Origin of the sequence: Salinispora vitiensis (genome assembly GCF_000378825.1) — a bacterium.
In the GTDB taxonomy this organism is placed as follows: Bacteria; Actinomycetota; Actinomycetes; order Mycobacteriales; family Micromonosporaceae; genus Micromonospora; species Micromonospora vitiensis.
Map to the genome: position 1 here is coordinate 1,269,762 of NZ_KB900388.1, position 20,851 is coordinate 1,290,612.

At 72.5% G+C, this 20,851-nt stretch carries 19 protein-coding genes; 10 read left to right on the plus strand and 9 right to left on the minus strand.

Annotated elements, in window-relative coordinates:
• Nucleotides 1–36 precede the first annotated feature (36 nt).
• Together SALPAC2_RS0105900 and SALPAC2_RS0105905 are read right to left on the minus strand one after the other, a co-directional pair.
• A complete protein-coding gene (locus tag SALPAC2_RS0105900; RefSeq protein ID WP_018215720.1) occupies nucleotides 37–1,173 on the minus strand; it encodes a carboxylate-amine ligase in 1,137 nt (378 codons plus the stop codon).
• A gap of 141 nt (nucleotides 1,174–1,314) precedes the next feature.
• Nucleotides 1,315–1,737 (minus strand): Fur family transcriptional regulator, encoded by a 423-nt coding sequence (locus SALPAC2_RS0105905; protein ID WP_018724739.1) that lies wholly within the window; start codon nucleotides 1,735–1,737, stop codon nucleotides 1,315–1,317.
• 263 nt (nucleotides 1,738–2,000) lie between these two features.
• On the opposite strand from SALPAC2_RS0105905, the gene SALPAC2_RS0105910 reads away from it, so the two are divergent.
• From SALPAC2_RS0105910 to SALPAC2_RS0105925, 4 genes are read left to right on the plus strand one after another with little or no spacing between them, the layout of a single operon-like run.
• On the plus strand, nucleotides 2,001–2,426 hold the full coding sequence (locus SALPAC2_RS0105910) for a TOBE domain-containing protein (protein WP_018215722.1): 426 nt from the start codon (nucleotides 2,001–2,003) through the stop codon (nucleotides 2,424–2,426).
• On the plus strand, nucleotides 2,423–3,190 hold the full coding sequence (gene modA, locus SALPAC2_RS0105915; RefSeq protein ID WP_018215723.1) for a molybdate ABC transporter substrate-binding protein: 768 nt from the start codon (nucleotides 2,423–2,425) through the stop codon (nucleotides 3,188–3,190). Before SALPAC2_RS0105910 ends, modA begins: the two co-directional genes overlap by 4 nt.
• A complete protein-coding gene (locus tag SALPAC2_RS0105920; protein WP_018215724.1) occupies nucleotides 3,187–4,035 on the plus strand; it encodes an ABC transporter permease in 849 nt (282 codons plus the stop codon). The genes modA and SALPAC2_RS0105920 overlap by 4 nt, the downstream gene beginning before the upstream one ends.
• Nucleotides 4,032–5,096, plus strand: a complete 1,065-nt coding sequence (locus SALPAC2_RS0105925; RefSeq protein ID WP_018215725.1) for an ABC transporter ATP-binding protein — start codon at nucleotides 4,032–4,034, stop codon at nucleotides 5,094–5,096. Before SALPAC2_RS0105920 ends, SALPAC2_RS0105925 begins: the two co-directional genes overlap by 4 nt.
• Before the next feature lie 63 nt (nucleotides 5,097–5,159).
• Here SALPAC2_RS0105925 and SALPAC2_RS0105930 read toward each other — a convergent pair whose 3' ends face one another.
• The 5 genes from SALPAC2_RS0105930 to SALPAC2_RS0105950 all read right to left on the minus strand — a co-directional run bounded on the left by SALPAC2_RS0105930 (nucleotide 5,160) and on the right by SALPAC2_RS0105950 (nucleotide 11,588).
• The gene (locus SALPAC2_RS0105930; protein WP_018215726.1) at nucleotides 5,160–6,950 is read right to left on the minus strand and encodes an IucA/IucC family protein; all 1,791 of its coding nucleotides are present in this window, start codon (nucleotides 6,948–6,950) and stop codon (nucleotides 5,160–5,162) included.
• Nucleotides 6,947–7,513: a GNAT family N-acetyltransferase gene (locus SALPAC2_RS0105935; RefSeq protein WP_018215727.1), complete on the minus strand. Its 567-nt coding sequence runs from the start codon at nucleotides 7,511–7,513 to the stop codon at nucleotides 6,947–6,949. Before SALPAC2_RS0105935 ends, SALPAC2_RS0105930 begins: the two co-directional genes overlap by 4 nt.
• A complete protein-coding gene (locus SALPAC2_RS0105940) occupies nucleotides 7,510–8,796 on the minus strand; it encodes a lysine N(6)-hydroxylase/L-ornithine N(5)-oxygenase family protein (RefSeq protein WP_018215728.1) in 1,287 nt (428 codons plus the stop codon). Before SALPAC2_RS0105940 ends, SALPAC2_RS0105935 begins: the two co-directional genes overlap by 4 nt.
• A gap of 35 nt (nucleotides 8,797–8,831) precedes the next feature.
• On the minus strand, nucleotides 8,832–10,433 hold the full coding sequence (locus SALPAC2_RS0105945) for a pyridoxal phosphate-dependent decarboxylase family protein (RefSeq protein ID WP_018215729.1): 1,602 nt from the start codon (nucleotides 10,431–10,433) through the stop codon (nucleotides 8,832–8,834).
• 123 nt (nucleotides 10,434–10,556) lie between these two features.
• On the minus strand, nucleotides 10,557–11,588 hold the full coding sequence (locus SALPAC2_RS0105950; RefSeq protein WP_018215730.1) for an ABC transporter substrate-binding protein: 1,032 nt from the start codon (nucleotides 11,586–11,588) through the stop codon (nucleotides 10,557–10,559).
• Nucleotides 11,589–11,804: 216 nt separating this feature from the next.
• Here SALPAC2_RS0105950 and SALPAC2_RS0105955 point away from each other — a divergent pair, with 216 nt between their 5' ends.
• Genes SALPAC2_RS0105955 through SALPAC2_RS0105975 form a run of 5 tightly spaced genes read left to right on the plus strand, consistent with a single transcriptional unit; the run spans nucleotide 11,805 to nucleotide 17,277 of the window.
• Nucleotides 11,805–12,755, plus strand: a complete 951-nt coding sequence (locus SALPAC2_RS0105955; protein WP_018215731.1) for a FecCD family ABC transporter permease — start codon at nucleotides 11,805–11,807, stop codon at nucleotides 12,753–12,755.
• On the plus strand, nucleotides 12,752–13,780 hold the full coding sequence (locus tag SALPAC2_RS0105960; RefSeq protein ID WP_018215732.1) for a FecCD family ABC transporter permease: 1,029 nt from the start codon (nucleotides 12,752–12,754) through the stop codon (nucleotides 13,778–13,780). The genes SALPAC2_RS0105955 and SALPAC2_RS0105960 overlap by 4 nt, the downstream gene beginning before the upstream one ends.
• A 26-nt stretch (nucleotides 13,781–13,806) precedes the next feature.
• Complete coding sequence (locus SALPAC2_RS0105965; protein WP_026184471.1) at nucleotides 13,807–14,616, plus strand: ABC transporter ATP-binding protein; 810 nt, start codon at nucleotides 13,807–13,809, stop codon at nucleotides 14,614–14,616.
• Nucleotides 14,613–16,721: a penicillin acylase family protein gene (locus SALPAC2_RS0105970; RefSeq protein WP_026184472.1), complete on the plus strand. Its 2,109-nt coding sequence runs from the start codon at nucleotides 14,613–14,615 to the stop codon at nucleotides 16,719–16,721. Before SALPAC2_RS0105965 ends, SALPAC2_RS0105970 begins: the two co-directional genes overlap by 4 nt.
• Complete coding sequence (locus SALPAC2_RS0105975; RefSeq protein WP_018215735.1) at nucleotides 16,714–17,277, plus strand: GNAT family N-acetyltransferase; 564 nt, start codon at nucleotides 16,714–16,716, stop codon at nucleotides 17,275–17,277. The genes SALPAC2_RS0105970 and SALPAC2_RS0105975 overlap by 8 nt, the downstream gene beginning before the upstream one ends.
• A 35-nt stretch (nucleotides 17,278–17,312) precedes the next feature.
• Here the strand turns inward: SALPAC2_RS0105975 and SALPAC2_RS0105980 are convergent, their stop codons facing one another.
• Nucleotides 17,313–18,065 (minus strand): SDR family NAD(P)-dependent oxidoreductase, encoded by a 753-nt coding sequence (locus SALPAC2_RS0105980; RefSeq protein ID WP_026184473.1) that lies wholly within the window; start codon nucleotides 18,063–18,065, stop codon nucleotides 17,313–17,315.
• A 151-nt stretch (nucleotides 18,066–18,216) separates the two neighbouring features.
• Nucleotides 18,217–19,116, minus strand: a complete 900-nt coding sequence (locus SALPAC2_RS0105985; RefSeq protein WP_018215737.1) for a siderophore-interacting protein — start codon at nucleotides 19,114–19,116, stop codon at nucleotides 18,217–18,219.
• A 258-nt stretch (nucleotides 19,117–19,374) separates the two neighbouring features.
• Between SALPAC2_RS0105985 and SALPAC2_RS0105990 the strand changes: the two genes are divergently transcribed.
• Nucleotides 19,375–20,850 (plus strand): coiled-coil domain-containing protein, encoded by a 1,476-nt coding sequence (locus SALPAC2_RS0105990; protein WP_018215738.1) that lies wholly within the window; start codon nucleotides 19,375–19,377, stop codon nucleotides 20,848–20,850.
• Nucleotide 20,851: the final 1 nt, after the last annotated feature.

Sequence of the window (20,851 nt, forward strand, 5' to 3'; positions counted from 1 at the left end):
GGTTCGGCTCACGATGGGACGGCGGTCCGGGCCGGCTCAGGCCGGGGTGGGGCGGGTCTGCGCCGCCAGGTGGGCCAGCACGGCGCGGACATCGCAGTCGGTCCGCTCCAGAATCCGACGCTGCCGGGCCGCGCCGGTGCCCTCGTCCCGGAGCCGAGTTAGCTGGTCGAGCACGTACCCCCGGTCGCCCTGTCGCTCCAGGGCGGGCGTGACGAGGGCGAACATCTCGTCCACCAGGTCCCAGGCCGGCCGGGCGTGCCCGGTACGAAGGTCGACAAGGTCACCGTCGAGCCCGTCGTGAGCGGCTCGCCAGTGCGCGGCGGAGACCAGGCAGCCTCGGGTCCGGGTCGCCCGGGCACCGCCCCGGACCTCCGCCGCGAGGGTCGCGACGAGGGCACGTACCAGCGCGGCCACCAGCACCGTGTCGTCAACCGTGGGACAGACGTCGCCAACCCGGACCTCGACCGTGGGGTACGCGACGGAGGGCCGGACATACCAGTAGACCATCCCGGCATCGAGCATGATCCCCGCCTTGATCAGGTCCGCCACCGTGGCGTCGTAGTCGGCGGCCGAGTCGAAGTACGGGGTGGGGCCGATGCTCGGCCAACGCTCCAGCTGCATCCCTCGCCAGCTCGCGTGCCCGGTGTCCTGGCCGTCGTGCAGCGGGGAGTTGACGGTGAGGGCCTGCACGACCGGCAGCCACGGGCGCAGGTGATTGCAGACCTGGACCGCCAGTTCCCGGTCGGGCAGGCCGACGTGCACGTGGCAGCCGCAGACCGCCGGGTCGTGCGCGACCGGTCCGAACCGCTGGGACATCGCGTGGTAGCGAGGTTCGTCCGGTACGGTCCGGTGCGCCTCGTTCACCGGAGTCGCTCCCACGGCCACGAGACGGGCGCCAGCGGCCTCGGCCGCGTCAATGGCGGCGGTGCGCAGCGCCACCAAGTGCCGCCGCAGCTCCGTCAGGTCGGATACGACCGGCGTGACCATCTCGACCATGCTGTGTCGAAACTCCTGCCGGCTCTGCTCGTAGGCGGTGCCGGACAACCCGCCGAGTACCTGGGCGGCGACCGGCATGCTCTCCCCCGTGTTGGAGTCCAGCAGCAGAAACTCTTCTTCCACCCCGAGGGTGAGGGTGTCCAGGTCGGGGCGGTCGGTGGCCGGACGGTACGTCATGGCGATCGGCGTCCGTTCGTCGGGCGGCGCGCGACGCCGCGTTGCCGGGGTGCCGTGGTGCTGATTTCCCGAGCGACGGGGCGGGAAACACCCCGGCTGGTGACAACCGGGGTGGTCCGGATGCGGCGCAGCCGGCGGGGGTCAGGACGCGGCGCAGCCGGCGCAGTTGCCGAAGATCTCCAGGGTGTGCCCGACCTCGGTGAAGCCGTGCTCGGCCGCCACCTGGTCGGCCCAGCGTTCGACTGCCGGGCCGGCCACCTCCACGGTCCGTCCGCAGGACCGGCAGACCAGGTGGTGGTGGTGACGACTCTGGCTGCACTGGCGGAAGAGCTGTTCGCCGCCGGGCAGCCGGGTGGAGTCGATCTCACCGGCGTCCACCAGAAGCTGCAGAGTCCGGTAGACGGTGGTCAGACCCACCCGCGCGTCGCGGTCGCAGAGCATCCGGTGCAGTTGCTGCGCCGTGTGGAACCCGTCGACCTCCCCGAGCAACGCGAGCACCTCGGCTCGCTGCCGGGTGTTCCGGGTTGCGTTCGGAATCGTCTGCGGCACCGTACTCCCCACCATCTCACGTGTGCTGACCGCCGGGGCAGCTCCGGCGTACCCACATTATGCGCGGTCGGGTCGGACCAACCCGAGCCGTACACCGTGGCACCGGCCGCCCCGTCGATCCTGGCGCTGGCGGGTCGGCTGACCGCCGGGTCAGGTCGGTACGCGGGTACCCGACCCGGCCGGACCTCGCGATTGCGAGGAAATACGACTCCAGCACCTTGCAACCGCCGGAGATGAGCGGTGAAACACCTCTCGGATGCGGGCGCTAAGGTGACCGGGTGACGAGGTTCCGGATCGGGGAGGCGGCCGAGCTGCTCGGGGTGAGCGCCGACACCGTCCGCCGCTGGATCGACGCCGGGCGCATTCGGGCAGAACGCGACGAGCACGGACACCGTGCTGTGGATGGGGTGGATCTGGCGGCGTTCGCCCGCGCGCAGGCGGCCGAACGCGACGAGCGGTCCGACGCCTCGTCGGCCCGCAACCGCCTACGCGGCATCGTCGTCGGCGTGGTCCGGGACACCGTGATGGCCCAGGTCGACATCCAGGCCGGCCCGTTCCGCATCGTCTCCCTGATGAGCCGGGAGGCCGTCGACGAACTGGACCTGCGGGTCGGCTCGCTGGCCGTCGCCGTGATCAAGTCGACGAACGTACTGGTCGAGCGGGCTACGCCGCCGGCCGGCACCCGGGGAAGGCCGGCGCCGTGAGGCCGCGTACCTCGGTCCTGGCCGGCGCCGTCACGCTGGTCCTGGCCGGCTGCGGCACCCCGGGTGGTGAAGCCGTCGGCGGTGGCGTGACCGGCACGGTGACCGTCTTCGCCGCCGCGTCGCTCGCCGCGACGTTCGACCGGATCGGGCGCGACTTCGAGGCAGCCCATCCGGGCAGCACCGTCGTGTTCAACTTCGCCGGCAGTTCCGCCCTCGCCACCCAGCTCACCGCGGGCGCCCCGGCGGATGTCTTCGCCTCCGCCGCCCCGCAGCACCTGACCGCCGTCACCACCGCCGACGGCACAGACGGCACACCGGCCGTCTTCGTCCGCAACCAGCTCGTCATCGCGGTCGCCGCCGGCAACCCCGAGGGGGTACGGAGCCTGAGTGACCTGACCCGGCCCGGGCTGAAGGTGGCCCTCTGCGCCGAGCAGGTGCCGTGCGGATCGGCGGCCCGCCGGGCGCTCGACACCGCCGGCGTCGCGCTGACCCCGGTCACCCTGGAGGCGGACGTGCGGGGGGCCCTGGCGAAGGTACGGCTCGGCGAGGTGGACGCCGCCCTCGTCTACCGCACCGACACCCGCGCCGCGGCGCCGGAGGTGGCGGCGGTGGAGTTCCCCGAGTCCGACCAGGCCGTCAACGACTACCCGATCGCGGTGTTGGCCGACGCGCCGAACCCGACCGCGGCCCACGCCTTCGTGGCCCACGTCCGCTCCGCCCAGTCGCAGGCGGTGCTCACCGAGGCCGGGTTCCAGGCGCCATGACGCTCACCGAGCATCCGGTCCGCCGGCCGACGGGCTTCCGCCGGCTGCGCGGCGCGCGGCGGCGAGGCGGTGGCGTCCCGGTCGCGTTGCTGCTGCCGGCGCTGCTCGGTCTGGCCTTCCTGACCCTGCCGCTGATCGGTCTGCTGGCCCGCACCCCGTGGAGCACCCTGCCGCAGCGGCTCGCCGAGCCCGGGGTGCTCGCCGCGCTGCGGCTGTCGCTCCTCACCGCCACCCTGGCGACCCTGCTCTGCCTGCTGCTCGGGGTGCCGCTGGCGTGGCTGCTCGCCCGGGTGGAATTCCCCGGCCGGCGGCTGGTGCGCGCCCTGGTTACCGTGCCCCTGGTGCTCCCGCCGGTGGTGGGCGGGGTGGCCCTGCTGCTGGTCTTCGGTCGGCGCGGGCTGATCGGCGGCTGGCTCGACCAGACCTTCGGATTCACGTTGCCGTTCACCACCACCGGCGTGGTGTTCGCCGAGGCGTTCGTGGCGATGCCGTTCCTGGTCCTCGCCGTGGAGGGGGCACTACGGGGTGCCGACCGCCGTTACGAGGAGGCCGCGGCCACCCTCGGCGCCGGCCGGTGGGTCACCTTCACGCACGTCACCGTGCCACTGGTCGGCCCGGGCCTGGCCGCCGGCGCGGTGCTGTGCTGGGCCCGCGCGCTGGGCGAGTTCGGTGCCACGATCACCTTCGCCGGTAACTACCCGGGCCGGACCCAGACCATGCCGCTCGCGGTCTACCTGGCCTTGGAGACCGACGTCGAGGCCGCGATCGTACTCAGCCTGATCCTGCTCGTCGTCTCGGTCGTGATCCTGGCGGGGCTGCGCGACCGCTGGATCAGCACGCCGTGACCGGGCACCTCCTGGACGCGCGCCTCGCGGTGGAGCGGGGTGACTTCCGGCTGGACGTACCGCTGCGGGTCGCCGCCGGTGAGGTGGTGGCGCTGCTGGGTCCGAACGGCGCCGGCAAGACGACCGCCCTACGGGCGCTTGCCGGCCTACAGCCCCTGACCGCCGGCCACCTCACGGTGGCGGGCAGCGACCTGGACCGCCCGGACCGTCACACGTTCGTCCCCGCCGAGCGCCGTTCGGTCGGCGTGGTCTTCCAGGACTATCTGCTCTTCCCGCACCTGAACGCGCTCGACAACGTGGCCTTCGGCCCGCGCCGGCACGGCGCCACCCGGCGGACCGCCCGGCGCAGCGCCGGCGACTGGCTGGCCCGGGTGGGGCTGGTCGAGCACGCCCGCCGGCGACCCGGGCAGCTCTCGGGCGGGCAGGCGCAGCGGGTGGCGCTGGCCCGGGCGCTCGCGGTGCGGCCGGCCGTGCTGCTGCTCGACGAGCCGCTGGCCGCCCTGGACGCCCGTACCCGCCTGGACACCCGCGCCGAGCTGCACCGGCACCTGGTCGCCCACCCCGGCGCCACCGTACTGGTCACGCACGACCCGCTCGACGCGCTGGTGCTGGCCGACCGGCTGGTGATCGTGGAGGAGGGCCGGGTGGTCCAGGAGGGGGATGCGGCCGCCGTCACCGCCCGGCCCCGTACCGACTACGTCGCCCAGCTGGTCGGGCTGAACCTGCACCGGGGCCAGGCCGAGAACAACCACATCCGGGTCGCCGACGACCTCCTGCTCACCGTCCCGGAACGCCTCGACGGGGACGCCTTCGTCGCGTTCCGCCCCTCGGCGGTGGCGCTGCACGACGACCAGCCCGCCGGTAGCCCACCCAACACCTGGCCGGCCACGGTCGCCGGGGTGCAACGCCACGGCGACAACCTGCGGGTGCAGTTGGACGGGCCGGTCCGGGTGGCGGCCGACGTAACGCCCGCCTCCGCGGCGACCCTGCGCCTGGTTCCAGGCCAACGGGTCTGGGCTGCGGTCGGGGTGACGGAGACGCACGCCTACCCGGCGGGGTAGCGGACGCGCCTACCCGGCCGGGTAGGCGCTCTGCGGGCCGGGTAGGCGCTGCGGGTCGGGCCGTCAGGTCCCGGGGCGGTACGGGGCGAGCGGATTGGCCAGAGTCCCCACGAGTTGCAACGCCCCCGCTGGGTCGGCCAAGTCAACCATCTGCTGGTTGTCCCGCAGCTGGAGCCGGTTGAGGCAGGAGAGCGTGAACTCGGGCGCGAAGAGGTCGTACCGGCGGGCCCGCTCGGCCAGGTGCGGCACCCGGTCCAGGTATCCGGCGGCGGACTCGGCGACCGTCCGCCAGAAGGTCTCCTCCGGGCAGACTCCCGCCTCGACCAGCACGGCGTTGAGGTGCCGCAGGAAGCAGTCGATGACGTCGGTGAAGATCGACAGCAGCCGCATCTCTTCCGGTACGTCGGCTCGGATCCGCTCCACCGCCGGGGGTAGCGGCGCGTCGGCGCTCATCACCACGATCTCCTCGGCGATGTCCTTGAAGATCACCCGCTCGACCGCGCCCTCGTGCAGGACCAGGATGACGTTCTCGCCGTGCGGCATGAACGCAAGGTCGTGCGCGTAGAAGGCGTGCAGCAACGGCACCAGGTAGGCGTCGAGGTAGCGGCGGAGCCAGGCCGCCGGGGTGAGCCCCGAAGCGGCGATCAGCGCGGCGGTGTGGGACCGGCCATCCGGGTCAAGGTGTAGGAGCGAGGCCATGGTGGCCAGCCGCCGGCCCGGCGCCAACCCCTGCACCGGGCTCTCCCGCCACAGCGCCGCCAGCATCTTCCGGTACGGGGAGTAGCGATCCGTCGCCGCCTCGTACTGCCGATGCCGGTAGCCGACGGCGGCCCGCTCGCGCAGGATGGTCAACCCGGTGCCGCGGAACACCTCGTCGCCGTCGATCAGGTCGGCGAGCCAGTCGTTGATAGCCGGGGTGGCCGCCATGTAGGCGGCCGACAGGCCCCGCATGAAGCCCATGTTCAGCACGGACAGCGCGGTCTTCACATAGTGCCGGCTGGGTTCGGTGAGGTTGAAGAAGGTCCGGATTGACTGCTGGGCCCGGTACTCGTCCGGCCCCGCACCGAGGTAGACCAGGTGCCGGCGGGCCACCTCCCCGGCGAAGGTCACCGAGAGCTTGTGCTGCCACTGCCAGGGATGCACCGGGATCAGGTGATGGTCGGCGAGGTCCAGGCCCAGCCCGGCCAGGGTGGCGGCGAACCGGGCCCGGGTCTGCTCATCCAACTCGGAGCGGATCAGGGTGTCGTAGTCCAGCTCGGCCGAGCAGCTGAAGGTCGAGTGGTCCCGGTGCGCGGCGAGCCAGATGAGCTGTACCGGCGCGGCGGCCTCCGGCGCGTACCGGTGGTACTCGTCGGAGCTGAACCCGAGCCGGCCGTTGTTGGCCACGAAGCAGGGGTGCCCCTCGGTCATCGCCGACTCCACGGTCTGGAAGTCGGCGTTGACCAGCTTCTCCGCCGCCGGCCCACCTCGGGCTAGCTTGTACGCGGTCCCGGCGAGGGTCGCGGTGATCTCCTCCAGGTAGACCGGTAGGACCCGGTCGGAGAGACCGAGTGCGCCGCGCAGTTCCAGGAAGAAGTCGCCGGCATCAACGGGCAGCGGCCCGGACTCCCCGTGCCGGGTGATGCGGTCCGGGTCGATCTGCCAGTGGTCCAGGGCGAGCAGCCGGGCGGCGAAACGGTACTCGACCGTGCCGTCGTCGCTGCGGACGCGGTAGCGCCCCGGCTCGGCCGGCATCGGCTCCGGGGTGAGCAGCCGTTCGTGGGCGAACTCGGCGAGGGCCTTGCGCACCAGCAGCCGGTTGGCCTGCTCCCAGCGTGCCGGGGTGAGGTGCGTGACGGCGTCGCCGGGGGTCATGCGGGCGCTCCTTCGGTGGCGGCGCGGAAGGCCGTACGGGTGCAGATGCTCAGGAGGGCGGTCTTCGCCGGTAGCTCCACCGGGCCGACGACCTGGAAGCCCACGGCGGCGTTCCGGGCCTGGACGGCGGTGTTGCGGATGTCCGGCTCGACCACGACCCGCTGGGTGGCGGGGTCGGCGAAGAGCCAGTCCAGCACCGTCGTGAGGACGGCATGGGTGAACCCGGGCACGGGCGTCTCGGTGGGAGCACAGAGGAAGTGCATGCCGACATCGCCGGGGTGCGCGTCGTACCGGCCCACGAGCTCCACGTGGGCCGGGTCGTAGCGTTCGGCGAGGAACACCGGCGCCCCCTGGTGCCACCCGAGGTACGCGTCGTGGTGCGGGTGGTCGGCGATGCGCCGGTACTCGGCGGCGACCTGCGCCACGTCGGCGTCCTGCATCAGCCAGAAGGCCGCCTTCGGGTGCGTCACCCAGCGGTGCAGCAGCGGGGCGTCACCCTCCGGGTCGAGAGCGCGCAGCGTGAACTCGCCCAGCAGCGGGTCCCGGCGGGTGTGCACGGTCACGCGTCCACCGCCGCCGGGGCCCCGAACTCCTGGAAGGTGACGCTCTTCTCCACCGGGTAGTACTCCCGGCCGAGCAGCTCCCGGATGAGGTACGAGTTCCGGTACGGTCCCATGCCCAGGTCGGGGGAGGTGACGCTGTGGGCGTGGGTGCCGCCGTTCTGTAGGAAGACCTCCCGTCCGGTGTGGTCGACGCTGTAGTTACGGGCGATGTCGAACCGGCCGTGGCTGTCCCAGCGGAGCCGGTCCCGGATCCCGTCCACGAACGCCGGCACCTGGAACCGGTAGCCGGTGGCCAGCACCAGGCCCTCGGTGTCGAGGGTGAAGTCGCGGCCCTGCTCGTGGTGGCGCAGACCCAACGTGTACGTACCGGCGTCGTGGGCGGCGCTGACCAGCTCGGTGTTGGTGATCAGCCGGGTACGGACCGGGCCGTCGACGCTGCGCGCGTACAACAGGTCGAAGATGCTGTTGATGAGGTCGGAGTTGATCCCCTTGAGTAGCCCGACCTGCTCGGATTCCAGCCGGTAGCGGGTCTCTTCCGGCAGCGCGTGGAAGTAGTCCACGTAGTCCGGTGACGTCATCTCCAGCGTCAGCTTCGTGTACTCGAGCGGGAAGTAGCGGGGCGACCGCGTCACCCAGTTGAGCTGGTAGCCGTAGCTGTCGATGTCGGTGAGCAGTTCGTGGTAGATCTCGGCGGCACTCTGCCCACTACCGACGATGGTGATGCTCCGCTTGCTCCGCAGCGCGTCGCGGTGCTCCATGTAGCTGGAGTTGTGGAACGCGTCCCCACCCAGCCCCTGGCAGACGGCGGGCACCTCCGGCGAGGTGCCGGTACCGAGCACCAGGCGCCGGGCCCGGTGGGTGACCGGACCGTCGGCGGTCTCCGCCTGCACCACGTACTCGCCGTTGGCCTCGTCGTAGGACACCGCGGTGACGGTGTGCCCGAAGCGCAGGTTCGACAACCGGTCCGCCGCCCACCGGCAGTACGCGTCGTACTCCGCCCGCAGTGGGAAGAAGCTCTCCCGGATGTAGAAGGGGTAGAGCCGGCCGGTCTCCTTCAGGAAATTCACGAAGGAGAACGGTGAGGTGGGGTCGGCGAAGGTCACCAGGTCGGCGAGGAACGGCGTCTGCAGTCGGGTGGACTCCAGCAGCATCCCGGGGTGCCAGGAGACATCGGCCCGGGCCTCCAGGAAGAGCCCGTCCAGCTCGGAGATCGGCTCGGTCAGGCAGGCCAGGCCCAGGTTGTACGGGCCGAGTCCGACCGCGATGAAGTCGTGGGTGGTCATGTGCTTCTCCAGACGGTGTTGCAAAGGTGAGGTAGTCAGGCGACCGAGCAGGACAGGTCAGCGGGACGGCCACTGAGCCCGGGGGCGTGGTCGTGCGCGTACCGGCCGGCGTGTTCGGCGATCAGGTCCAGCACGAGCGTCAGGTCCGCGCTCGTGGTCGCGGGGTTGAGCAGGGTGAACTTGAGGTGCGCCCGGCCGTCCACCATGGTGCCGGCCACCATGGCGGCACCGGAGGCGGCGAGCTGGGCCCGGGCGTGCCGGTTGGCCTCGTCGGCCAGCTCGGCGTCGGTGCCGGCGGGGCACCAGCGGAAGACGACGGTGCTCAGCGGTGAGCGGGCGACCACCTCGAAGCGGGGGTCGGCGTCGGCGAGGGCCCAGGCCTCGACGGCGCGGCGGCAGACCTCGTCGAAGAGCGCGCCGATGGCGTCCGGGCCCATCACCCGCAGGGTCAACCACAGCTTCAGCGCGTCGAACCGGCGGGTGGTCTGCAGGCTCTTGTCCACCTGGTTCGGGATGCGCTCGGCGACCGCCCGGGCCGGGTTGAGGTAGTCGGCGTGGTAGGTGGCGTGCCGCAGCACCTGGCGGTCCCGGACCAGCAACGCGCTGGAGCTGACCGGCTGGAAGAAGGACTTGTGGTAGTCGACGGTCACCGAGTTGGCCTGCTCGATGCCGTCGAGTAGGTGCCGGCGGGTCGGCGAGACCAGCAGGCCGCAGCCGTACGCGGCGTCGACGTGCAGCCAGACGCCCGCGGTGGCGCAGCGCCCGACGAGCTCCGGCAGCGGGTCAATGGTGCCGAAGTCGGTGGTACCGGCGGTGGCGACCACCGCCATCACCGGCAGGTCGGCCTGCTGGCAACGCTCCAGTTCCCGGTCCAGCGCCTGCGGGCACATCCGCCGGGCCGCGTCGGTCTCGACGGTGATCACCGCGTCCGGCGCCAGGCCGAGCAGCTTCGCGGCCTTCTGGACGCTGAAGTGCCCGGCGGCGGAGGTGAGGATCCGCAGCCGGGGCAGGAGCGCGGCCCGGGCGTCGGCATCGGCGGCGTGCGCGACGGCCTCCTCCCGGGCCAGCAGTAGGGCGTGCAGGTTGGACTGGGTTCCCCCGCTGGTGAAGATCCCGTCGGCGGCCGTTCCGAGGCCGATCCGGGCGGCCGTCCACTCGATCAACCGGCGTTCGATGAGGGTGGCGCCGGCGCTCTGGTCCCAGGTGTCCAGCGACGGGTTGACCGCGGTGAGCATCGCCTCGCCGAGCAGCGCGGGGATCGCCACCGGGCAGTTGAGGTGGGCCAGGGAACGGGGGTGGTGGAACCAGACCGCGTCGCGCAGCCACAGCTCGTCCAGCTCGTCCAAGGCGCTGGTGTGGTCGCCGAGCGGCCGGTCGAGCTCGATGCCGCCGACGAGCGGGGCCAGCTCGTCCGGGGTGATCCCGGTGAAGGGTCTCTCGACCGTCGCGACCCGCTGGGCCACCCGCTCCACCCCGTCGGCGAGCGCCTGTCGATAGTGGTCGACCGAACCATTGCCGAGCAGGTACGCCTGGGCGGCCTCGACAGTGCCCGGCGCTGCGGACTCCGGGTCGGGTCGGGCCGAGGTGGGCCCCGGGTCGAGTGGTACGGCGTCAACGCGGCCTGCGGACGGGTTCATGGGTGATCCTCATGTTCATGGCGCCCGGATTAGGGCAGCCGCCATCGTCCGCCGTGCGCTGACGGCGGTTGCGGTGAGTTGGTTCGGGGGTCCCGGCCGGCGTCGCCGGCCGGGACGCGACGGTCAGCTGACCTTCTTCGCACCCTTGATCGCGGTGGCCAGGTTCTCCAGCAGCGGAGCGGCGCCGGCGTACGAGAAGCGGGGCACGGAGTCCCAGGCGGTGACCTGGTTGGCCGCCACGGCCGGCAGCTGCGCCCAGGTCGGCTTGGTGGCGAGGTCGTCGGCCTGCAGCGCGGTGCCGCGGTTGTCGAGCAGCAGCAGGTCGGCCGGGAACTTGCCGGCGTTTTCCCAGCTGAGTGCCTCGAAGTAGTCGCCCGCCTCCAGCTTGGTGGGCACCACGAGGTCAACGCCGAGCTCGGCGAAGTACATCAGGTCGGTGCTGACCTGCGGGTTGGAGACGTAGAACAGGTCGGGGCTGCCGGAGCAGGCCATCACCTTGATGCCGGGGTTGGCCTTGACGGCTTCGCGGACCGACTCCGCGGCGGCGTCGAAGCGGGCCTTCGCCTTGGTGACCGCCGACGCGGACAGGTCCGCGCCGAGGGACTCGGCGAGCTGCGCGTATCGTTCGATGGGCTCGGTCATGGGCACCCGGGCGGTGGTGATCGCCGCGACCTGGGCGAGGGATACGATCTTGTCCTTGCTCTCGTCCGGCACGTACCAGAGCGCATCGGGGTCGTACATGTGGGTGACCAGCAGTTCGGGCTGCAGGCCGGCGTACTTCTCGAGGTTGAACTCGCCCCAGGTGTTGCCGAGGATCTCCACGCTCTCCACGTTCAGCTCCCCGGCCTGCGGGTCCTTGCTGCCGTCGGCGCGGGTGGTCTCGCCGAACACGCCGACGACCTGCTTGTCGACGCCGAAGTCGACCAGCGCCGCAGCCACTCCGGTGAAGGCGACGACGCGGGTCGGAGGCGCGTCGGCGGAGAGCTTCTCGCCGCGGTCGTCGGTGAAGGACCAGGGGCCGGAGTCAGTGTCGGCGGCGGGGGTGTCGGTGTCCTCGCTGCCGCAGCCGGCGAGGAGGGCGGCCAGGCTGACACCGCCGGCGGCAGCGAGCAGGCCGCGACGGGAAAGTCGGCGGGCGGACGCGGGGTGCGACATGTTAGATCTTTCGGTCGGGGTCGCGGGCGACCATGGACAGCGGGGTTAGGCTAACCTAACCTAAGATGCTGTCAAGTCCCGCCCCCGGCGATTCGCACCAACTCGGAGCCCACCCTGTCCCTCACTCATGCACCGCCGTCCGCTGCGCAAACGGCTTCGGCGCACCCCATCCGAGGCGGTCGCACCGCACCCCGCGCCAGCGGCCTCGCCGCCGCCGTGCTCCTGCTCGCCGTCGTCGCGGTGCTCAGCATCGCCGTCGGGGCGAAGGCCCTCCCCCTCGCCGACATCTGGCCCGCCCTGCTCGACCCCGGCGCGGACGAATACACCGTGGTACACCAGATGCGACTGCCCCGCACGCTGCTCGGCCTGCTCGCCGGAGCCGCCCTCGGAGTGGCCGGGGCGGTCATGCAGGCGCTCACCCGCAACCCGCTGGCCGACCCCGGGCTACTCGGCATCAACGCCGGCGCCTCCGCGGCGGTAGCCACCGGCACTGCCCTCGTCGGAGTCGCGGGACTGAACGGACAGGTCTGGTTCGCGCTGATCGGCGCTGCCGTCGTCACCGCCGCCGGCTACGTCGTGGGCGGCGGGCGCGGCGCCACCCCCGCGCGGCTGGCCCTCGCCGGGGCCGCGCTCAACGCCACCCTCTACTCGTATGTGAGCGCGATCATGCTGCTCGACACCGCCTCCCTAGAACGATTGCGGTTCTGGACCGTGGGCTCGCTGGCCAGCGCCGAACTGGCCCTCGTCGGCACGGTGGCGCCGTTCATCGCGGCGGGGCTGCTGCTCGCCCTCGCCGTGGCCCGCCCGCTGAACGCCCTCGCCCTCGGCGACGACACCGCACGGGCGCTCGGCGCGCGGCCGGCGCTGATCCGGGCGGCGGTCATCGCGGCGGTCACCCTGCTCTGCGGCGCCGCCACCGCCGCCTGTGGGCCGATCGTCTTCGTCGGGCTACTGGTCCCGCACCTGGTACGCGCGCTGACCGGGCCGGACCTGCGGTGGCTGCTGCCGTACTGCGCCGTGCTCGCACCCGTGCTCCTGCTCGGCGCCGACGTGCTCGGCCGGATCCTCAGCCGCCCCGGCGAACTCCAGGTCGGCATGGTCACCGCCGTGCTGGGGGGACCGCTCTTCCTCTGGCTGGTACTTCGGGGGCGGGTGGGGCAGCCATGATCGTCTTGCGTACTCCTGGCGGTGTCTCGCTGCGCCTGCACCCGCGCGCCCTCACCGTCGGCCTGACCTGCGCGCTGCTCACCCTCGCCGCGGGCGTGCTGGCACTGGGCAGCGGCGACTACCCGATGAGCGCCGCCGACGTGCTCCGCACCCTGGCCGGCGACGGCACCCCGGCCCAGGAGTTCATCGTCCACGAGCTACGGCTCCCCCGCCTCGCCACCGCCATCGCGGTCGGCGCCGCGCTGGCGCTGGCCGGCGCCGTCTTCCAGACCCTGGTCCGCAACCCCCTCGGCAGTCCCGACCTGCTCGGCTTCACCCAGGGCGCGGCGACCGGCGCGCTGGTGGTGATCGTCGTGGGCGGCACCAGCACGATGCTTTCCGGCGCCGCCGCCATCAGCGGATTCGCCACCGGCCTCCTGGTCTACGTGATCGCCTGGCGACGCGGGGTGCACGGCTACCGACTCGTGCTGGCCGGGATCGGGATCGCCGCGATCCTCACCGGGATCAACGGGTGGCTGCTCACCCGCGCCCCACTGATGGACGCCGCCCGGGCCGTACTCTGGCTCACCGGCAGCCTCGACGGCCGGGGCTGGATCCACGCCCTGCCGGTCCTGATCGCCCTCGCCCTACTCGGGCCGGCGGTGCTGGCCGGCGCCGGACCCGCCCTGCGGCTGATGGAGATGGGCGACGACTCCGCCAACGCCCTCGGCGTGCCGGTCGAGCGCCTGCGGCTGGCCCTGCTCGGCGCGGCCGTGCTGCTGGTCTCCCTCGCCTCGGCAGCGGCCGGCCCGGTCAACTTCGTGGCGCTTACCGCGCCGCACCTAGCCCGACGACTCACCCGCGCGCCCGGGCCCAACCTGTTGCCCTCCGCGCTGCTCGGGGCGCTACTCCTGGTCGTTGCCGACCAGCTCGCTCAGCGCGCCGTACCCGGCCACCAACTTCCGGTAGGCGTGGTGACCGGCTTGATCGGCGGCGCATACCTGATCTGGCTACTGGCAGCCGAGCGCCGGGCGGGCCGGCTGTGATCCCGACGGAGAACGGAGCACCGAAGATGCGGTCCCGGCTACGCGGTAGCGCGATGACCCTGGCGTACGAACGGCGGACCATCTCCCGCGAGTTGACCGTTGACGTTCCGGACCAGTCGTTCACCGTGGTCATCGGCCCGAACGCCTGCGGCAAGTCCACCCTGCTGCGCGCCCTGTCCCGGCTGCTGCGGCCGAGCGCCGGCGCGGTCCTGCTGGACGGGGCGGACATCCACCGACGCCCCGCCCGGGAGATCGCGAAGACTCTCGGCCTGCTGCCCCAGTCGTCGATCGCCCCGGACGGCATCGCGGTGGCCGAACTCGTCTCTCGGGGACGGTACCCGCACCAGGGGCTGCTGCGGCAGTGGTCCCGCGAGGACGAGGCGGTGGTCGCCGAGTCGATGGCGGCCACCGGCGTCGCCGACCTCGCCGACCGTCCGGTGGCCGAACTCTCCGGCGGGCAACGACAGCGGGTCTGGCTCGCCATGGCCCTCGCCCAGCAGACCCCCCTGCTGCTGCTCGACGAACCCACCACGTACCTGGATATCGCCCACCAGATCGAGATCCTCGACCTCTGCGCCCGGCTACACGAGGAGGAGGGCCGTACGCTGGTCGCCGTACTCCACGACCTGAACCAGGCCGCCCGCTACGCCACCCACCTGATCGCGATGCGCGACGGGCAGGTGGTGGCGACGGGCCCGCCTCAGACGGTGGTTACCGCCGCGCTCGTCGAGGAGGTCTTCGGCCTCCCCTGCCGGGTCATCGACGATCCGGAGACCGGCACCCCGCTGGTGATACCGACGGCCCGGCGCCGGAGCCCGATCGGAGTCACGACGTGAGACTCTTCCGAGACCGGTGGGGTGTGCCGCACCTGCGGGCCGCCGACCCCGACGAGCTGGCCTACGCCCAGGGCCGGGTCACCGCATACGACCGGGCCTGGCAGATCGAGGTGGAGCGGCACCGATCGCTGGGGGCGAGCGCCGCGTTCCTCGGACCCGAGGCGGTGCCGTGGGACCGGCTCGCCCGCCAGGCCCGCCTCGCCGACACCGCCCGGCGCTGCCACGCCCGCCTTGACCCGGCGACCGCCTCCTGGGTGGGCCGGTACGTGGCCGGAGTCAACGCCGGCCTGGCCGCGGGGGCGGCCCGCGACCCGCGCTTCGCCACCGCGGGGCTCGACGCCAGTCGGTGGGAGCCGTGGACCCCGCTGGCGATCTGGCTGGCCCACCACGTCCTCTTCGCCGGCTTCCCGAGCAAGCTCTGGCGCGAACACATCGCCCGGCGACTCGGCCCGGACGCCGTCGCGCTCTTCCAGGCGGACGCGCCGGTCAGCTCCGGCAGTAACGGCTGGCTGCTGGCCGGCGAACGTACCGCCACCGGTGCCGCCCTACTCGCCGGCGACCCACACCGGTATATCGAGGACCCGGGCATCTACCAGCAGATCCGCCTCGCCTGCCCGGCGTACGACGTGGTCGGCCTGGCAGTGCCGGGGGTTCCCGGCATCGCCCACTTCGGGCACACCGGCGAGGTCGCCTGGGCGATCACCAACGCGATGGCCGACTACCAGGACCTGTACGCCGAGCGGCTACGTCGACGGGGCGGCGGCGTGGAGGCGTACGGGCCGGACGGCTGGCAGCCGACCCGCACCCACGTAGAGACGATCACGGTGGCCGGCGGCGAGCCGGTCGAGGTGGAGGTGGTGGAGACCGACCGGGGGCCGGTGGTCGTCGGCGGCCCGGAGTCGGCCGAGGCGATCAGCCTCCGCTACCCGCCGCGGGTCACCGGTGAGCTGGGCTTCGCCGCGTTGCCCGCGCTACTGCGGGCGCGCACCGTCGCCGACGTTGACGCCGCCGTGGAGCACTGGGTGGAGCCGGTCAACGTGGTGCTCGCCGCCGACACCCACGGTGGACTGCTGCACCGGGTCGCCGGTGCGGTGCCGGCCCGCCCGGCGGCCAACGGCGTACGGGTCGTACCGGCGTGGGAGCCCCGCTACGCCTGGTCTGGTTGGTGCGCAATGCCCCGGGCCACCGTCACCGAGGTCGCCGTGATGGCCAACGAGCGGGCTGTCTCCGCTCCGCTGGGGGTCGAGTTCGCACCCCCGCACCGGGCGCGGCGCATCCGCGAGCTGCTCGACGCGACCGCCGGTTGGACGGCGGAGCGGATGGCCGACGTGCACACCGACACGTACACGGCCGCCGCCGGGCCGCTGCTCGCCCTCCTGGCGGGCCTGGCGGAGCTGCCGACGCCGGCCGCCGCGCTGCGGGACCGGCTGCTGCGCTGGGATCGACGGATGGCCGCCGACAGCGCCGACGCGGGTGCCTTCGCCGCCGTCCGGGCCGCCCTGGTCCGGCGGATCGCCGCGCATCCGGCGCTGGCGTCGCTCGCTGACCCACCGGCGTACCCGGAGGTCTTCGCGCCCTGGTTGGCGCTGGCCCCGCGGGTGGGGACGGCGCTGGGCGCGCTGCTCGCTCCCGACGCGCTCCCCGGGCTGGACGCGCCGGCTCTGGTCCGGGCCGCGCTGCTGGAGGTCGCGGGCAGTGACCTCGACCCGGCCGTCGGCGGCGAGGCGGCCCGGTGGGGCGCCCGCCACCGGCTCACGCCCTGGCGGGCGGTGCCGGTCACCGTGGTGGCGGAGCACGGGCTCGCGGACAATCGGATGCCGGGCTACCCGGAGGTGGATGCCGGACCGGAACTCGGCGGCGAGCACGACTGTGTACTCTCCACCTCCAGCGTGCCCGGGGTAACCGACCTGTGCCGGCGCGGGCCGGCCGCCCGGTACGCCTGGGACCTCGCGCGACGCGAGAACAGCCGCTGGGTGGTGCCCCTCGGCGCGGATGGGGTGCCCGGCTCGGCGCACGACGACGACCAACTGGCCGCCTGGCAACGCGGGGAGCTGCTGCCGGTGGTCACCGACTGGGACAAGCTGACTGAGGAGCGAGATGGGTGACCGGGTGGTCTTCGGGCGGGTGGTCGCGGGCTTCGGCGAGGTGCAGCTGCGGCCGGTGGATCCGGAGAGTGACCTGGACCTCATCCACGGCTGGGTCAGCCAGGAGCGGGCCCGGTTCTGGGGGATGCGCGACGCCGGTCGCGACCGGGTGGCTGAGATCTATCGCTACCTGGACTCACTCCTCACTCACCAGGCCTGGCTGGCGCTACGCGACGGGGTTCCGGCGGCGCTGTTCCAGACGTACCAGCCGGACGCCGATCCGGTCGGTGAGGTGTACCCGGTCCAGCCCGGCGACCACGGCATCCATTTTCTGATCGGCCCGCCGGCCCGCCCCGCCCGCCCCGAGCCGGGTTTCACCGGCCACCTCTTCGGGCTCCTGGTCGACTTCGTCTTCGCCGACCCCACCCACCAGCGGATCGTCGCTGAGCCAGACGCCCGCAACGAGCGGGCACACGCTCGACTGCGCCGTACCGGCTTCGTCGATGGGCCGCTGGTCGACCTGCCGGGCAAGCAGGCCCGGCTGATGTTCCTGGATCGCGCCGCCGCTGGCCGCTGACCGGTTGGCGCAGCCCGGTTGCGCCCAAGGGCGACTCAGGTGGCGAACGGGCCTCGGACCGTCACGCCCCCGTCGACGGCAACGCTTTGCCCGGTCACGTAGGACGAAAGCGGTGAGGCCAGGTAGACGGCGGCTGCAGCGGCATCATCCGGAGCGCCAAGTCGGCGCATCGGGATCTCGGGCACCTCGCCGGCAGGCTGCGTGGAATTCGCTACCGCCGTAGCGATGGCACCGCAGGAGACGACATTCATCCGGATACCGTCGGCGGAGTATTCGGCAGCGACGGTCCTGGCAAGACTTACGAGGCCGGCCTTGGCGGCACCATAGCTGGCTTGCCTGGGCGCGGCCATTACCCCGGCGACCGAACCGACACTTACGATGGAACCGCCCTGCCCCTGGGCCAGGAAGGCACGGATCGCAGCGCGGACCGCACGGACGGCATAGCCGAGGTTCATTTCGTACGCGAGATCCCAGTCGTCGTCGCTCATCTCGTGCAGCCGCACCGCGGGCACGAACGCGACCTGCCCGCCCACGACAGTTACGAGCGTGTCAAGCCGGCCAAACTCGGCGATGGTGGTGGCAACAAAGTCGTCCACAGTTGATCGAGACCGCACGTCGCCGACGAGGGGAAGGGCGTGGGCGCCTGATCCGATCAACTCCTCGACGGCATCCCGCGCACGCCCTTCGTCGACGTCAGCGACGGCGACGGCAGCGCCGGCCGAGGCGAACGCCCGCGAGATCGCCCGTCCGATTCCTCTGCCTCCGCCACCGATAACCAACGCGTTCATGCCGTCGAGTGGTTGAGCCGGGCTACGCATCGCTAAATTCTTTCATGGCGGTGGGTATCGTCGGTGACCCGACAGGACGACGGCCCGGTCGCATTCGATCTGGCCCGAGCTCCTTGCGCCGCGCCGACCGCGCCCCACCCCCGCCCGACACTCAGGCCGGGTCGGCGCGACCGAGGCGCCAATAGCCCATGAAGGCCACCGCCCGACGATCCAGGCCGCGTTCGGTGACAAGGTGGCGACGGAGGGTACGGATGACGCCCGCCTCGCCCGCCAGCCACGCGTACAGCGGGGTCGGGAGAACGGAGATGGGCACCTCCCAGAGAAGCTCCACGTCCAGGTTCAGCTCGGTGACCGGCACCCCGACCGACGGACCGGACATCAACTCCGCCGCCGCGGCCGACACGGCCGGCACCAGCCGGGTGCCGGATGGGTGTCCGCCTCGGGCCAGCCAGTGCACCGCCACCCCGGGTGGCGCCGCCACCGGCTGCGCGTCGTCGGCCTCCGGCACTTCCAGCAGCACCCGGCCACGGGCGGTGACGGGAAGCCGCTCCAGAATGGAACAGATCGCCGGCACCGCCGTCTCGTCACCGGCGAGCAGGAGCTTCGCGGCGGCCGGTGGCCGAAACTCGACCCCGCCGTGTTCGCCGCCGTAACCCGCATCCGGGCCGACAATCACGATCTGGTCTCCGGGCCGCACTCGACGCGCCCAGCGGGTCGCCGGCCCACCGTCACCGTGCAGAACGAGGTCAACATCGACCTCGGCGAGCTCGGGACGCGCGGCGCGGACGGTGTAGGTGCGGATCGGATTGCGCTTACGCTCCGGCAGGACCCGCCAGCGGGCGTACCAGTCCGGACCCTCCGGCAACCTGGCCTCCCGTTGGCCCGGCAGCGGGAATGCCAGCTTGACGCGCTGGTCGTAGCCGTTGTCGGCGAACCGGTCCAGGTCCGGGCCGGTGAAGGTAACCCGCACGAACGACGGGCTGAGCCGACGTACGGCGCGAACCTCGACGGTGAACAGCCGCCAGGGCGCAACGGGCAGGGTCTGGGTCATGATGCCTTCCGGGGTCGGACGTGGGAACCGGTCCCGCGCCGCACTCGACCCAGTTAGGTTAGCCTTACCTTGACCGCTGTCAAGTGGAGATCGACACAGTCGAACGACTCGACCGGCCGACAGCTCGCCACCACGGCTCCCAAGGGCGGGGCAGGTCTTCAGCCCACATCACGACGGCGGTAGCGTGTCGCCACACCGTTGCCCGTGGGGTGGTACCCGCCCCGGCGTGGCGCTAGCGATCGTACGGAGGATGCAGCCATGTCCCACGGCGACGAGTCGTTCGCGGTCAGCGATCACAAGGTGTCGCGGCCGGCTTTCGACGTCACCATGCGAGGCTTCGACAAGCGGCAGGTGGAGCGGCACCTTGACCAGCTCGACGGCGAGCTGCTCCAGACCGTGACCGACCGCAACCAGGCACACGCCCGAGCCGAGGCACTGACCACCCAGCTCGCCACCCTCGAGGCGGAGGTCGCCGAGCTGCGCGAGCGGCCAGCCCGGGTCGACCGTGCCGCGTTCCGCGATCTGGGACCGATAGTCGAGGAGATCCTGGTGCTGGCCGAACGGCAGGCCGCCATGATCGGCGAGGCGGCCGGACAGCAGGCCGCCGAGCTCACGGCGGAGGCGGAGCGGACGCTCACTGAGGCCCAGGAACACGCGGCCAGAACGATGCGCGACTTCGAGGAGGAGTTGGCTACCCGGCGTACCGACCAGGAGCAGGCGGACGAGGAGCGGCGGGCCGCCGCCCAGGCGGAGTTGGCCGAGATCCGCGCCGCCGCCGACCAGCTGCGGGAGGCGGGTGAGGCCGCCCATGAGCGGGCCCGGCAGGAGGCGATCCAGGTCGAAGAGCAGAGCGCCCAGCGGATCGAGCAGGCCCGGGCCGAGGCCGAGGCGTTCCTCAGCTCCGCCCGCACCCAGATCCAACAGGAGGTGCAGGCGGCCCGGACCCGAACCCAGGAGGAGCTGGCCCGCTGGCAATCCACCGTGGAGCGGGAGCTGGCCGACCGGCGTACCGCTGTCGAACAGGAGATAGCCGAGCAGCGGACCACGGCCGAGGGGGAGCTCGCGACCCAACGTACCGCCGCCGAGCAGGAGATCGCCGCGCTCATCGCCGAGGCCCAGGAGTACGCCGCGAAGGTTCGCCAGCGCATCGACGAGCAGGCCGCCAGCCACCAGCAGCAGCTCGCCGCGGTGCAGCAGGACATCCGAGACCGTCGGGAGGGGCTCGGCCGGCTCCAGTCCGAGCTGGAGGCCGGCCAGCAGCAGCTCGCTCAGGTCCGCCAGGACGGCAACACCATTGACCAGGAACTGGCCAGGCAGCAGCAGCGACTCGGCACCACCCGTCGGGAGCTCGCCGACGAGCTGCACCGGCTGGAGGAGGCCCGACGCGCTGCCGACTACGCCGACCAACACGCCAAGGAAGTCAGGTCGCGAGTAAAGCGCGAGGCGAAGCGGGTGGCCGACCTGGCCGCGGCAGCGGTGATGGCAGCCGCTACCGGCGGTGCCGCGACCGCGGAGTATCCGCAGGTGGTCGCCCGCAACGTCCCCACCGGTGGCGATGCGCCCGCACCCGGCCAGCCGAATCACTCGGGCAGCGGCCAGCCGGCACAGCAACCGGACGAGGGCGCCGGCGGCGACAACGGGCACAGCGACGAGGCATCGGAGCTGCCCGGCACCGCCCCGGCGCACCCCGACGAGCCGACCCTACCGGGCGAGACGGTACCGGTCGCCGGCTGAC

Coding starts and splice junctions, on each gene's coding strand:
- SALPAC2_RS0105900 (WP_018215720.1), bottom strand. CDS start 1,173: ATGACGTACCGTCCGGCCACCGACCGCCCCGACCTGGACACCCTCACC.
- SALPAC2_RS0105905 (WP_018724739.1), bottom strand. CDS start 1,737: ATGGTGGGGAGTACGGTGCCGCAGACGATTCCGAACGCAACCCGGAAC.
- SALPAC2_RS0105920 (WP_018215724.1), top strand. CDS start 3,187: ATGACGCTCACCGAGCATCCGGTCCGCCGGCCGACGGGCTTCCGCCGG.
- SALPAC2_RS0105930 (WP_018215726.1), bottom strand. CDS start 6,950: ATGACCCCCGGCGACGCCGTCACGCACCTCACCCCGGCACGCTGGGAG.
- SALPAC2_RS0105940 (WP_018215728.1), bottom strand. CDS start 8,796: ATGACCACCCACGACTTCATCGCGGTCGGACTCGGCCCGTACAACCTG.
- SALPAC2_RS0105945 (WP_018215729.1), bottom strand. CDS start 10,433: ATGAACCCGTCCGCAGGCCGCGTTGACGCCGTACCACTCGACCCGGGG.
- SALPAC2_RS0105950 (WP_018215730.1), bottom strand. CDS start 11,588: ATGTCGCACCCCGCGTCCGCCCGCCGACTTTCCCGTCGCGGCCTGCTC.
- SALPAC2_RS0105960 (WP_018215732.1), top strand. CDS start 12,752: ATGATCGTCTTGCGTACTCCTGGCGGTGTCTCGCTGCGCCTGCACCCG.
- SALPAC2_RS0105965 (WP_026184471.1), top strand. CDS start 13,807: ATGCGGTCCCGGCTACGCGGTAGCGCGATGACCCTGGCGTACGAACGG.
- SALPAC2_RS0105975 (WP_018215735.1), top strand. CDS start 16,714: ATGGGTGACCGGGTGGTCTTCGGGCGGGTGGTCGCGGGCTTCGGCGAG.
- SALPAC2_RS0105980 (WP_026184473.1), bottom strand. CDS start 18,065: ATGAACGCGTTGGTTATCGGTGGCGGAGGCAGAGGAATCGGACGGGCG.
- SALPAC2_RS0105985 (WP_018215737.1), bottom strand. CDS start 19,116: ATGACCCAGACCCTGCCCGTTGCGCCCTGGCGGCTGTTCACCGTCGAG.
- SALPAC2_RS0105990 (WP_018215738.1), top strand. CDS start 19,375: ATGTCCCACGGCGACGAGTCGTTCGCGGTCAGCGATCACAAGGTGTCG.